The sequence below is a fragment of the Pseudochrobactrum sp. B5 genome (genome assembly GCF_001939785.1).
Lineage (GTDB): Bacteria > Pseudomonadota > Alphaproteobacteria > Rhizobiales > Rhizobiaceae > Pseudochrobactrum > Pseudochrobactrum saccharolyticum.
In genome coordinates this window covers 398,922-411,711 of sequence record NZ_MOYL01000002.1, presented here as the reverse complement: position 1 = coordinate 411,711, position 12,790 = coordinate 398,922, and the positions used below count along the sequence as shown (strand labels likewise).

At 51.6% G+C, this 12,790-nt stretch carries 11 protein-coding genes; 9 read left to right on the top strand and 2 right to left on the bottom strand.

Features of this window, described 5'->3' with window-relative positions:
- Positions 1–305 precede the first annotated feature (305 nt).
- From BKD14_RS08535 to BKD14_RS08520, 4 genes are all read left to right on the top strand, one after another.
- Positions 306–1,844 (top strand): DEAD/DEAH box helicase, encoded by a 1,539-nt coding sequence (locus BKD14_RS08535; protein WP_245257347.1) that lies wholly within the window; start codon positions 306–308, stop codon positions 1,842–1,844.
- Positions 1,845–2,027: 183 nt separating this feature from the next.
- Positions 2,028–3,071 (top strand): cysteine synthase A, encoded by a 1,044-nt coding sequence (locus BKD14_RS08530; RefSeq protein WP_022712087.1) that lies wholly within the window; start codon positions 2,028–2,030, stop codon positions 3,069–3,071.
- Between the two features lie 113 nt (positions 3,072–3,184).
- Positions 3,185–3,931 (top strand): alanyl-tRNA editing protein, encoded by a 747-nt coding sequence (locus BKD14_RS08525; RefSeq protein WP_075655777.1) that lies wholly within the window; start codon positions 3,185–3,187, stop codon positions 3,929–3,931.
- 100 nt (positions 3,932–4,031) lie between these two features.
- A complete protein-coding gene (locus tag BKD14_RS08520; protein WP_022712085.1) occupies positions 4,032–4,583 on the top strand; it encodes a GNAT family N-acetyltransferase in 552 nt (183 codons plus the stop codon).
- A gap of 11 nt (positions 4,584–4,594) precedes the next feature.
- Here BKD14_RS08520 and BKD14_RS08515 read toward each other — a convergent pair whose 3' ends face one another.
- Together BKD14_RS08515 and BKD14_RS08510 are read right to left on the bottom strand one after the other, a co-directional pair.
- Complete coding sequence (locus BKD14_RS08515) at positions 4,595–5,395, bottom strand: GGDEF domain-containing protein (protein ID WP_075655206.1); 801 nt, start codon at positions 5,393–5,395, stop codon at positions 4,595–4,597.
- Positions 5,396–5,595: 200 nt separating this feature from the next.
- A complete protein-coding gene (locus BKD14_RS08510) occupies positions 5,596–5,997 on the bottom strand; it encodes an MAPEG family protein (RefSeq protein ID WP_075655204.1) in 402 nt (133 codons plus the stop codon).
- A 633-nt stretch (positions 5,998–6,630) separates the two neighbouring features.
- Between BKD14_RS08510 and BKD14_RS08505 the strand changes: the two genes are divergently transcribed.
- From BKD14_RS08505 to metG, 5 genes are all read left to right on the top strand, one after another.
- Positions 6,631–7,830, top strand: a complete 1,200-nt coding sequence (locus BKD14_RS08505) for a septal ring lytic transglycosylase RlpA family protein (RefSeq protein WP_075655202.1) — start codon at positions 6,631–6,633, stop codon at positions 7,828–7,830.
- Positions 7,831–7,963: 133 nt separating this feature from the next.
- A complete protein-coding gene (locus BKD14_RS08500; protein ID WP_245293601.1) occupies positions 7,964–9,178 on the top strand; it encodes a D-alanyl-D-alanine carboxypeptidase family protein in 1,215 nt (404 codons plus the stop codon).
- 100 nt (positions 9,179–9,278) lie between these two features.
- The gene (gene tmk / locus BKD14_RS08495) at positions 9,279–9,932 is read left to right on the top strand and encodes a dTMP kinase (protein ID WP_075655200.1); all 654 of its coding nucleotides are present in this window, start codon (positions 9,279–9,281) and stop codon (positions 9,930–9,932) included.
- The gene (locus tag BKD14_RS08490; protein ID WP_075655198.1) at positions 9,925–11,004 is read left to right on the top strand and encodes a DNA polymerase III subunit delta'; all 1,080 of its coding nucleotides are present in this window, start codon (positions 9,925–9,927) and stop codon (positions 11,002–11,004) included. Before tmk ends, BKD14_RS08490 begins: the two co-directional genes overlap by 8 nt.
- 222 nt (positions 11,005–11,226) lie before the next feature.
- Positions 11,227–12,765, top strand: a complete 1,539-nt coding sequence (gene metG, locus BKD14_RS08485) for a methionine--tRNA ligase (protein WP_022712076.1) — start codon at positions 11,227–11,229, stop codon at positions 12,763–12,765.
- Positions 12,766–12,790 lie beyond the last annotated feature (25 nt).

Sequence of the window (12,790 nt, the reverse complement as noted above, 5' to 3'; positions counted from 1 at the left end):
TCAGGCGCTTGGGTCTGATGCGAGATATTGCATTAGGGCTTTCCATGCTGGACTTCGTTGCGTCTTGAAACTTTGCCTCATGAAGAGGTGAAATAATCCGGTCATTCCGTACCGGATACGGCAGCGCAAGTCGCGTGAGAACATCAATGTTCCGGCGCTTCGTCGTATAAAAATTTGTTTCCGGATTGCCAGCTGCGCATGGTGGTCTGATGATGCGTGTGTCCGGTTCTCCCGACCGGCGGCGCATATCGAAAGCTTATATTTTGACAAATCAAAATGAATCCGACCTGACCGCTGTTGCGGAAATTCAGGAAACCTCCGGCTTCGCCGCTAAAACTGAAGATAATGCCGGCTTTGCCGCTTTGGGCATTACCGGTCTTTTGCTGAAAAATCTGGATGCAGCGGGCATGACTTCGCCAAAGCCAATTCAGCAGCAATCCCTGCCAGCCCAGCTTAAGGGCAAAGACATTCTGGGTATCGCGCAGACCGGCTCCGGCAAGACTGCGGCCTTCTCTCTGCCGATCATCGAGCAGATTCTGGCACTTGGCGATAAGCGTCTGCCAAAGACCTGTCGCGCCCTGATCCTCGCGCCAACCCGCGAACTGGCTGTGCAGATTGAGGAAACCGTTCGTGTGCTCACCAAAGGCGCACATCTTTCGACCGCTTTGATTTTGGGCGGTGTTTCCCGCGCTTCTCAGGTGCGCAAAATGGCGCCGGGCGTGGATATTCTGGTGGCAACACCGGGTCGTCTGACCGATCTGGTGCGTGATAAATGCGTTGATCTGTCCGCTACTAAATGGCTGGTGCTGGACGAGGCCGACCGTATGCTGGATATGGGCTTTATCAATGATGTGAAGCGCATTGCCAAAGCAACACGCTCTGACCGTCAGACTGCTTTGTTCTCGGCAACCATGCCTAAGGAAATCGTGGCACTGGCTGAAGGCCTGCTGCGTGATCCGGTGCGCGTTGAAGTTTCGCCTGCCGGTACAACTGCGGCTGAAATTACACAGGTTGTTTATACTGTCCCGACCAAGGACAAGAAAAAAGCGCTGTCCGGCCTTTTGACCAATCCAAAGCTCGAAACCGTTATTGTCTTTACCCGCACCAAACATGGCGCGGATGCGGTAACACGCACGCTGGAAAAAGACGGTTATTCTGTTGCAGCCATTCACGGCAACAAATCGCAGAACGCCCGTCAGCGTGCGCTGAACGGCTTTAAAGACCGTTCTGTGCGTGTGCTGATTGCTACTGATATTGCTGCACGTGGTATTGACGTTCCGGGCATCAGCCATGTCATCAATTATGACCTGCCGGATGAGCCGGAGAGCTATGTTCACCGTATCGGCCGTACCGGTCGTAATGGTGCTTCCGGTGCAGCGATTACGCTTTATGACGGCGGTACAGAACATGCAAAGCTCAAAGCTGTTGAGCGTGTTATCCGCAATAAGCTGACACTGAAAGATCTGCCGCCGCAGTTTGGCCCGTTGCCTGAGCGCACAGAAAAGCCAACCTTCGAACACGAATGGCCAAAGCCTGATCCGCGTGCCACCGGCAAGCGTAAAACCTCGCGCCCGTATAAAAATCTGGATAAAGCACCGCAGCGCACCACTGGTTTTTCCGATGTGCGTGAACTTTATGATGATGCCGCACCTGCCAAGCCACGCGAAGCAAAGCCTGCACAGGGCGAACGTGGCCGTCAGAACCGCAATCATTCCGGTCGTGGCGGCAAAAGCTCCGCTCAGGGCGCCGGTTATAATTCCGGTCAGGCCAATAGCGGCAAGCCTGCGAATAAAAAGACCTTCCACCGCAATAAGAAACGTGCGGGTCAGGACTGGAACAGCTAATTTATAAGTCTGTTCTAAACCTTGCATAATAGTGAAATAAAACACCGCAGGAACGCTTTCCGGCGGTGTTTTTTATTGTCGGATGCAGGCTTGCCGGAAAACTGTACCTTGAATAAGCTGTTCAGCAACAATAGGTTCTGCGCAGCAATGCGTATTTCTGCGCAGAATTAAAGGACAAATATAATGGTGCAGTCAGGTGTAACAAATTCTGTGATCGAGGCGATCGGCAACACACCGCTGATCCGCCTGAACAAAGCTTCAGAGCTCACCGGCTGCGAGATTTTCGGTAAGGCTGAATTTGCCAATCCGGGACAGTCCGTCAAAGATCGCGCGGCGCTTTATATTATCCGTGATGCAGAAAAACGCGGGCTTTTGCGCAAAGGCGGCGTGATTGTGGAAGGCACTGCCGGTAATACCGGTATCGGCTTGACCATGGTGGCCAAAGCACTTGGCTATCGCACTGTTATCGTTATCCCTGAAACACAAAGTCAGGAAAAGAAAGATGCTCTGCGCCTGCTGGGTGCGGAACTGATTGAAGTTCCGGCTGTTCCTTACAAAAACCCGAATAACTATGTCCGGCTTTCCGGCCGCTTGGCCGAGCAACTGGCCAAAACCGAGCCGAATGGCGCGATCTGGGCAAACCAGTTTGACAGCCAGATCAACCGTCAGGCGCATATTGAAACAACCGCACCGGAAATCTGGCAGCAGACAGAAGGTAAAATTGACGGTTTCATTTGTGCTGTCGGTTCCGGTGGCACACTGGCCGGTGTGGCAGAAGGTCTGCGCGGCTTCAGCAAAGATATCAAAATCGGGCTGGCTGATCCGGAAGGCGCGGCGCTCTATTCCTATTACACCACGGGCGAATTGAAGGCTGAGGGATCATCCATCACGGAAGGTATCGGGCAGGGACGCATTACCGGTAATCTCGAAGGTTTCAAACCGGATTTCGCCTATCAGATCAGCGATGCAGATGCTCTGAAAATCGCTTTTGATCTGGTGCAGGAAGAAGGCCTCTGCCTCGGCGGCTCATCGGCTATCAATATTGCCGGTGCTATCCGCATGGCGAAAGATCTTGGCAAAGGCGCACGGATTGTGACAATTCTGGCTGATTACGGTAATCGCTACCAGTCAAAAATGTATAATCCAGCCTTCCTTGAAGAGCGTGGCCTGCCGGTGCCGCAATGGCTTCTGACACGTTCAGACATTGCAGTTCCTTACGAGGTGTAAAACCTAGTCTCTATGTTGTTATCATAGTTTCAGGAAAAGCGGTTTTACTTTTCCTGAAACTGCTTTAAACCTCTCGCAAAAGACTTTTTCTTAAATATTTGCATGAGGGTATGATGACACAGAGTCTGGAAACCAATCCGCTTTTCCGCGAAGATGCTTATCTGAAAGCGACACCGGCCAAGGTGATCGGTCTCACGGATGAAGGCGGCGTTATTCTCGATCAGACCGTGTTTTATGCCACATCCGGTGGTCAGCCCGGCGACAGCGGTTTGCTGCGCCGTGCAGACGGGAGCATCATTCAGATTGCCACCACCGTTAACGGCGCTACCAAGAATGATTTCATTCATGTGCCTGCTGAAGGTGAAACACTGCCGCAGCTTGGTGAAGAGCTGATTGCAGAGATCGACTGGGAGCGCCGTTTCAAGCTGATGCAAATGCACACGGCCTGCCATTTGCTTTCCGTGATTTGTCCGTTTCCGGTGACCGGCGCTTCAGTTAATATTGATGACAGCCGCATTGATTTCGACATGCAGGGCAATGACCTGACAAAAGAGCAGGTCAGTGAAAAGCTGATGGAAATGGTCAATGCCGCATCGCCGGTGACTACAAACTGGATCAGCGATGAAGAACTGGCTGCCAATCCCGATCTGGTTAAATCCAAGAATGTGCGCCCGCCAGTCGGGCAAGGACGTATCCGTTTGGTGCTGATCGGCGACAATGGTTCCGTGGACTCTCAGCCATGCGGCGGCACGCATGTGGCCAATACCTCTGAAATCGGTGAAATTCATATCGGCAAGGTTGAGAAAAAAGGCAAAGAAAACCGCCGCTATCGTATCCGTTTCGGTAAGGCTCCGGCATAATATCGCTGCTTTTCCTTGTCATTATCAGGAAAACAAAGCAGTTGAGCGATCCGGCGTGCATAATGAAATATGCATGCCCTGAAATAAAGATCGGAACCCTATGAGCGATCCTACGGATAACGACGATAAAACGCTCGCTGATGAAGTGAGCGTTAATATTACCCGGCTGGAAATGGCTGCACCGTTAAATGTCGCGGTGCCTTTGCCTGCCGGTCTCCGGCTGGCAATCATGCTGGCAGAAAATATGCCGGTGCATCTCTATCGCTATCTTTATGAGGTCATCGGCAAGCCGCATCACTGGATGCTGCGCCGTATGCAGAATGACGAGACTGTTACCTCGATCATTCAGGCCGAGGAAACCCGCATTCTGCTGCTCTATGTGGATGGTTGTCCCGCAGGTTTTGCTGAAATGCGGCTCAATCTGCCGGAGAGCGTCGATCTGCTCTATTTCGGGCTGGTGCCGGATTATCAGGGGCGGGGTCTGGCAAAATTTTTCTTTGCCGAGGCTCTGGCAGCAGCATGGTCGCATAATCCGGAAAAACTGCGCCTTGAAACCAATACGCTTGATAGCCCCCGTGCTTTGCAGCTCTATCAGCGCATGGGCTTTTCGCCGGTTTCCACAGCTGAGGATGTGATTACGCTCTGGAAATAGAGCGTAATCCGTCAGAAATTGCGCCGGTCCCGGCTTTCTTCCGCATCTGAAATCAGGTGAATTTTCCTGGCGTCTGTTTCAGCTGCTTCTGCCGGTTCAAAAACAATACAGTTCCGCCCCTGATTTTTCGCCTCATAAAGACAATGGTCGGCACGGCTGAAAATCTGCGAATTGCTGTCGCTTTTATGGGCAAGGGCACCGCCCGCACTGATTGTCAGCGGTTCAACATGGCTCTGTGATACATAAAACGGCGTATTCTCTATTTCCACGCGAATACGCTCGGCAACGCTGATAGCGGCAGCGCGGCTGGCATTGGGCAGGTAAACGCAAAATTCCTCACCGCCGACACGACCAACCAGATCACCCTTTCGGGTCACATTCTGCAAAGCATAGGCGATCAGCTTTAAGGCGCGGTCGCCGACTGTATGACCGTATTTATCATTGATGTTCTTAAAGTGATCCGCATCAATAAGCAGCAACGCGCCTGCATCCTGACGGGAGCGGACAGTGCGCATCATTTCAAAGAAAGCCTCACGATTATAGAGGTTGGTCATATAATCGATCTTTGAACGCGCCTGTAATTCATGATGGGCTTTTTCCAGATCGGAAAATGCTTTCGAAAGCTGCGTATTACGGTGAAACACCACCGTCATTGCCGGAAAAGCTGTAATCAGGGGGAGGATCAGACTCAGGCTGATGCTGAGCGTGCCAACCGGCTCATTGCGGATAAGCCCGACAATCATGTTGATCGCAACACAAAGCAGCGCAGCCGCAGCAGAAACAATAAAGGCTTTTATAAGAGCTGATTTCATAGTCTGTTCAAATATCCCTGAGCGTATGCTGTAGTCTGAATATTTCAGTTAATGACTGGAAATGCTGAATAGAAATTACTGGCCAACCCGATATTCTCCTCCACATAAAGGAATAGTTCTTTCAAGCCTATTAAAATCAGGAATTGGCGTAAATTCTTTATAAATAAGAGCTTTTTATTTTAGCGATACATAAACCTGCATTATACGAATAGTCCCGTCAGTGCCAAAATTATCATGCCAAGTCCGGCCAGAGAGACAACCCAGATCAGGCTTCGCACATAAGGAATCCCGAAAGCATAAGCGGGAATATAAAAGATGCGCCCGATAACATAGATCCACGCGCCTGCAGTAGTGAGCCCGCTTTCCCGACCGGCAATATGGGCAATAAGCACGGCAGCGAGAAACAGGGGCAGGGTTTCATAAAGATTGCGCTGCGCCCGTTGCAGCCGTGCGGTGATAATACCGACAGGCGGCCCCGCCTCATCACGTGGTCCGGCATTATAGTCCAGACCTGTCTCACCGTTGCGGAAAAACGCGGGAAGCAAAACCTGAATAATTGCTACAATAAGCATGACGACAGCAAGGTTCAGTTCTGTACTCAAACTCTTCTTCCTTCATCGGAGGCAGATGCATGTCCGCAGCATTTATGACAGCGGTTTATTTCAGGAAAAGATCAAAGCGGAATTTCATCTGTCCCCAGCGAAATATAAACTTGGTTAACGCGGGCACATCAAGAGAAATCCGGCACCGGGATTTTGGGGCGGATAAAGCTGCTGGCAGATATTCGTTTGTTTCTTCATGGCAATAAACCATTGTTAATAAAGCGAGTTAATCAAATAGGGTTTGTCGTACTGCTGATTATCAAAAAAGAAATTATCCCCCGAAATACACATAAATAATGAAAGATCTGATTTAAATATGTAGGCGAAAAAACCGGCGGGCAAGGTTTGGGGATTTGCTTTGTGCGGATTTTTAAGATTCTATCAATTAATTCTTGCGAACAGTCGCCAAATGTTGTGCATTTTCCGCTCTGAACAAAGGCGGGATAAAGGTTTTGAAACTGTTTCGTTTTACAAGTGACAGGCTGGCATTGTCTGACTGGTATAAATGACAGGGGAAATGCCGGTTTTGTTGCAGACTGAATGTTGTTGTTTGTAATGGGTTTGAGTAGCGTAATGAAGTCATTTCAGAAACAGCCGCATGGGCCTGTTGCAATGAACAAGAGCGGGGGCCGGATGCTGCATTCTTCTCGGGTGAAACATATTCTTTGTCTTGGTGTGGTGGGATTGCTGGTTACAGCCTGTGCCTCTCCCCAGCCGGAAGTGAAGAAGAAAAAACGCTCCAAGGAATATTTTGCAGAATCCGTCTATGGCGTAAAAGCCAGTCCGCGTGTTGCCAATGGCAAGAAAATCCCGCGCGGTGGCGGTCGCAATCAGGTCGGCAAGCCTTATAAAGTCAAAGACAAGTGGTATAAGCCGAAGGAAGACCCGAATTATGTGAAGGTCGGTCGCGCTTCCTGGTATGGTTCGGCATTTCATGGCCGTCTGACCGCCAATGGCGAGGTCTATGACATGACCCATCTGACAGCCGCGCATCCGACTATGCCGCTGCCAAGCTATGCCCGCGTCACCAATACCGCCAATGGCAGTTCAGTTATTGTACGCGTGAATGACCGTGGCCCTTATTCCAACGAACGTATCATTGATATGTCGGAAAAAGCGGCTGAAATGCTGGATTACAAGCATCACGGCACCGCGAATGTTAAAGTGGAATATGTTGGCCGTGCGCCTTTGCATGGTCAGGATGATGCATTCCTGCTCGCTTCTTACCGTCCGGCGGGCGGCGATAGCATTGGCCAGCCTGCGACAGGCGTGATGATGGCCATGAACGGCCCGACACCGACATCTGCGCCAAACCGTGCAGAACAGGGTGTAGCCAGCGCATTTGACCAGATTTCCGCACAGCCGGAACTGCCTTTCGGTTATGCTGACGGCGCAGCGCCTGTGCTGCCATCTGTTATTCCTGTGCCGCTGGATAAGCCATATGGCCTCTATGCATCTGCGCAGAATGATATTCTGGTCAGTGCCTATGCCGGAAACCGTATCGCTCAGGCCAATGAGGGTATCTATTCCAAAGTGCTGATGCCGGATGCCGCCTCTGCCGAATGGCGCAATGCGCAGGCCGCAAAATATCTGCAGGCCGGTGCGGAGCAGGGTGAGTTTGTTGATCTCGGTACTTTCAACAGCAAGGATGAGGCAGATCGTATCGCCTCCGCGCTTAAAAATATTGGAACAATCAGCAGCAGCATGACCCCGCAGGCTCAGGGCGATTTATACAGCCTGACTGCAAAATCACGCAGCGGCAATAATGACGCGCTGTTGCAGGCTGCATGGGCTGCCGGTGCAAATGATGCTTTTGTGGTGCGTGCCGAGTAATTTTTTACAGCGTGATATATCGTGTTCAAACGTCCGGCTATGCCGGACGTTTTTGTTTCAGCTTCATTGATCGTCAATCATCGTGAACTATTTTTGAGTCTGTTACAGAGAGAAATCACAACCGGAGAACAAGGTGGCCTGCTTTACCGGCACATATGAAAAGACAAAATCTGCAGGAAAGCTGCGTTTTGCTGCTGTGCTGATCGTGAGCCAGTTTATACTATCTCATGCGCAAGGCGCCGAGCCGCCATTTGCGGTGAAGTCCGAACAGGTTTTGCTGTTCGATTCCGATACAGGCAGCGTCTTATTCGCCCGCAAAGCCGATGCACCGTTTCCGCCGGCCTCTCTGGCAAAGCTGATGACTGCGGAAGTTGCGTTTCATGCGCTGACAACCGGAAAATTGCAACCGGAAACCAGTTTTACAGTCAGTGAACATGCGTGGCGTACCGGTGGCGCACCATCTGGCACAGCGACAATGTTTGCCAAAATCAAATCGCAGCTGACCGTGAATGACCTGATACAGGGCATTACAGTGCAATCCGCCAATGACGGCGCAATTGTACTGGCAGAGGGCATGAGCGGCAGTGAGCAGGCTTTCACCGTGCTGATGAACCAACGGGCGCAGGAACTGGGGTTAAAAAGCTCCGTTTTTGCGAACCCCACCGGTTTGCCGCTGGATGGAACAGTGCAAAAAGTAACGCTGAACGATATGGTGAAACTCGCGCAGCATCTGCACAAAACCTATCCGCAATATTATCCGCTTTATGCGCAAGAGAGCTTTACGTGGAATAATATTATGCAGCGCAACCGCAATCCTTTGCTGCGGTTGAATCTGGGTGCTGATGGTCTGGCTATGGGCGGCACCAAGGATTCCGGCTTTTCTTTTGTCGCATCCGCTGAAACCGGCGGACGGCGCATATTTATCGGGCTGAACGGAGCCAAAACCATTCAGGACAGAACCGAAGATGCTGAAAAGCTGATCCGCTGGGCAATGAATGATTTCGTTAAACTGCCGGTTTTTACTGCGGGTACAGAAGTGGCTCAAGGCTCGCTCTATGGCGGAACGCAAGGATCAGTCGGGCTTGTGGTTCATGATGCGGTTTCCGTGCTTGTGCCTGTTCAGGATAAAGGCAAACTGCGCTCGCAAGTGATTTATCAGGGGCCGGTATCGGCACCGGTCTCCAAAGGACAGGAAATCGGCAGGATTCAAGTGCTGCGGGATAAGGAAATATTGCTCGAACGCCCGGTCTTTGCAGTGCAGGATGTGCGTGAGGGAACTTTGCGCAACAAGTCGATGGATGCGCTCTATGAGCTGGCGACAGGCTGGATACGTCGTTTGCTGAAATAAGAGTGCTTGTTTCCTTTGTCAGTTTTATTTGACAAAGCCATGCCTATCCCTCATTAAACTTATAATTATTAACGGCGTACAGCGTAGGAAAATCAGAGCTTTGTCAGGATTGCTGATCACATTTGAAGGCGGAGAAGGCGCGGGGAAATCCACGCAGATTCTTGCTTTGGCTGATCATCTGCGCGCTCAAGGCTATGAGGTTGTAGTCACGCGTGAACCGGGTGGCTCTGCGGGTGCAGAGGCTGTGCGCCATGTCATCCTGAGCGGCGCGGCAGAAACCTACGGCCCTGCCATGGAAGCGCTGCTATTCGCAGCTGCACGCAGCGATCATATTGACCAGAAAATCCGCCCTGCGATTGAAGCCGGACAGATTGTGCTCTGCGACCGATTTATTGATTCAAGCCGTGTTTATCAGGGCATCAGCGGCAATCTTGATCCGCAATTCATGCGCTCGGTTGAGCGTATTGCCATTGATGGCACTATGCCTGATCTGACTTTCATTCTCGATATTCCGGCGGATAAGGGCTTAGCCAGAGCAGGCTTGCGCCGAGGCAATGAAGTGGCAGATCGTTTTGAAAAAGAAACCATTGCCACCCACGAAGCGCGTCGTCAGGCATTTCTGGCAATTGCCGCCGAAGAGCCGCAACGATGCAAGGTAATTGATGCGGACCGCTCGGTGCATGAGATCAGCGCTGAAATAGCTGCACTCACCGATGCTGTTCTGAGCCCGCAAGAGGTGTCTGCCCATGGCTGAACAGGCACCCAACAGTACCTATGATGCAATTGACGGTGTTCCTGCACCCAATGCGACCAGTTTTCTGACTGCGCATGAGGAAGTGCGCACATTTCTTGCGCAGGCCTATCAGGAAGGGCGCATGCATCATGCGCTGCTGTTTGAAGGCTTGCAGGGCATAGGTAAAGCGACAACCGGCTTTCATCTTGCCGGACATATGCTGAAATATCCCGACAGTGCATCAGCTCCACAGCAACTGAGCACGCCGGATCAGGATGCAGCACCTTACCGCCAGATGTCGCAGGGAATGCATCCGGCGCTGTTACATATTACGCGACCGTTTGATGCGAAAACCGGCAAATACCGCACGGCGATTACCGTTGAGGAAATCCGCCGTATCACGCATTTTCTGAGCCGCACGTCCGGTGACGGTGCATGGCGCATCGTTATTATCGACCCTGCGGATGATATGAACCGCAATGCCGCCAATGCGCTGCTGAAAACGCTGGAAGAACCACCGGCGCGGGCGCTGTTTATTCTGATTTCCCATTCGTCCGGCCGCTTGCTGCCGACGATCCGCTCCCGTTGCCAGTCACTGGCTTTCAAACCGCTGAATGATAATGAGCTGAAGCGCGCGCTGGAAGTTGCAGGCAGAGATGTCGGCATTGATGTACAGGATCAGGCTTATTTCGCTGCACTCAGTGCGCGGGCGGAAGGTTCTGTGCGCAAAGCTTTGTTGCTGGTTGCCCATGGCGGTTTAGAAATCACTGATACAGTCGATGCTGTACTGAGCGGCAATCATTTTGATCTGCCAAAAGCGCAGGCGCTTGCCTCTGTACTTGGTGGCCGCGAAGCCGATGTTCAGAACCAGCTCTTCCTTGAATATTTGCTGGATAAAGCTGCCGCGCAGGCACTTGGTCTTGCTGAACAAGGGCAGGCGGTGCAGGCCAGCCAATGGTCACAATTCTGGGATGATCTGCGCCGCGAGGCTATGGAAACGGAAAGCTATAATCTTGACCGCAAACAGGCGGCACTGATTATGATGGAAAAGATGCATCGCGCTATGCGTAGCGGCATGCCGGCCAGAATTTGAGATTCGGGGTTTGAGACCGGCTGATGCCGCCGAGCAAACCGGTCACTGTGAAAGGGCAGAAATATGCCATTCACAGGATCAAGAAACCGCATAAACAAGCATGAGTTTCTGAATTCGATGCATTTAGTGCTGACTTACGGTCTGACATGCGATATGCCGGTTTTATCAGTTATCATCATATTGACTTCATGAGATAAAATATCTCGACAAGACGGATCCGACATGAGCCGCGAAAAATTTTACATCACTACCCCGATCTTCTATCCGAACGGCACACCACATATCGGTCATGCCTATACATCGATTGCCACCGATGCCATGGCGCGCTTCCAGCGTCTGGATGGCAAAGATGTGCTGTTTCTGACCGGTACAGACGAACATGGTCTGAAAATGCAGCAGACCGCCGAGAAGGAAGGCATTACGCCGCTTGAACTGGCTGACAAAAACTCCGCCGTGTTCCGCGAAATGCTGGCGAAAATCGGTTCGAGCCATGACCAGTTCATCCGCACCACGGAAGAACGTCATTACAAAGCCTGTCAGGATATCTGGGAGCGCATGGTCGCGAATGGCGATATCTATCTCGACAGCTATGCCGGCTGGTATTCGGTTCGTCAGGAAGCTTATTTCGACGAGAGCGAAACAACTGTCGGTGAAGATGGCGTTCGCCGTGAGCCTATCGGTTCACCGGTGGAATGGCATGAAGAAGAAAGCTATTTCTTCCGCCTGTCCAAATACCAGCAGCCGCTGATCGATTATTTCGAAAAGCATCCGGAATTTGTCGGCCCGTCTGAGCGCCGCAATGAAGTGCTGAGCTTCATCAAATCCGGCCTGCGTGATCTGTCCGTTTCCCGTACCACCTTTGACTGGGGTGTGCCGGTTCCGGGCAATGACAAGCATGTGATGTATGTCTGGGTCGATGCACTGACCAACTATCTCACCGCTATCGGCTATCCGGATATGGATGCGGAGAAGGCACAGTTCTGGCCTGCAACTGCGCATATTCTCGGTAAGGACATTGTGCGCTTCCATGCAGTTTACTGGCCAGCATTCCTGATGTCGGCCGGTCTGCCTCTGCCGGAACGTGTTTTCGCGCACGGCTTCCTGTTCAACCGCGGCGAGAAAATGTCGAAGTCGGTCGGTAATGTGATCGATCCGTTTGCATTTATCGATCGTTATGGTCTGGATCAGGTGCGCTACTTCTTCCTGCGTGAAGTGCCTTTCGGTCAGGACGGCAGCTACAATCACGAAGCGATTGTCAACCGTACCAATGCCGATCTGGCCAATGATCTGGGCAATCTGGCGCAGCGCTCGCTGTCGATGATCGCCAAAAACTGCGAAGGTAAAGTGCCGGAAAAAGCTAACTTCCATGAGGAAGATACGGCTATTCTGAAACTGGCTGAAGAAGCAATTGAACTTGCCCGTAATGCGATGAAGGTTCAGGCCATTCATCAGGCGCTGGCGGCAATCTTCAATGTTGTATCCGAAGCCAATCGTTACTTTGCAGCTCAGGAACCTTGGGCACTGCGCAAGACCGATCCGGTACGTATGGGCACAGTATTGTATACGACCGCAGAAGTGCTGCGCCGCGTTGCAATTATGACTCAGGCCTATATCCCGACATCTTCAGCCAAACTGCTGAATATTCTGGGTGTTGCAGAAGACAAGCGCAGTTTCGCTGATCTCGGCGATGTGCTGATCAGCGGTGCTGAACTGCCTGCACCGGAGCCGATCTTCCCGCGTTATGTGGAAACTGAAGAGTAATATCTTATATCAGATACGGGCGAAT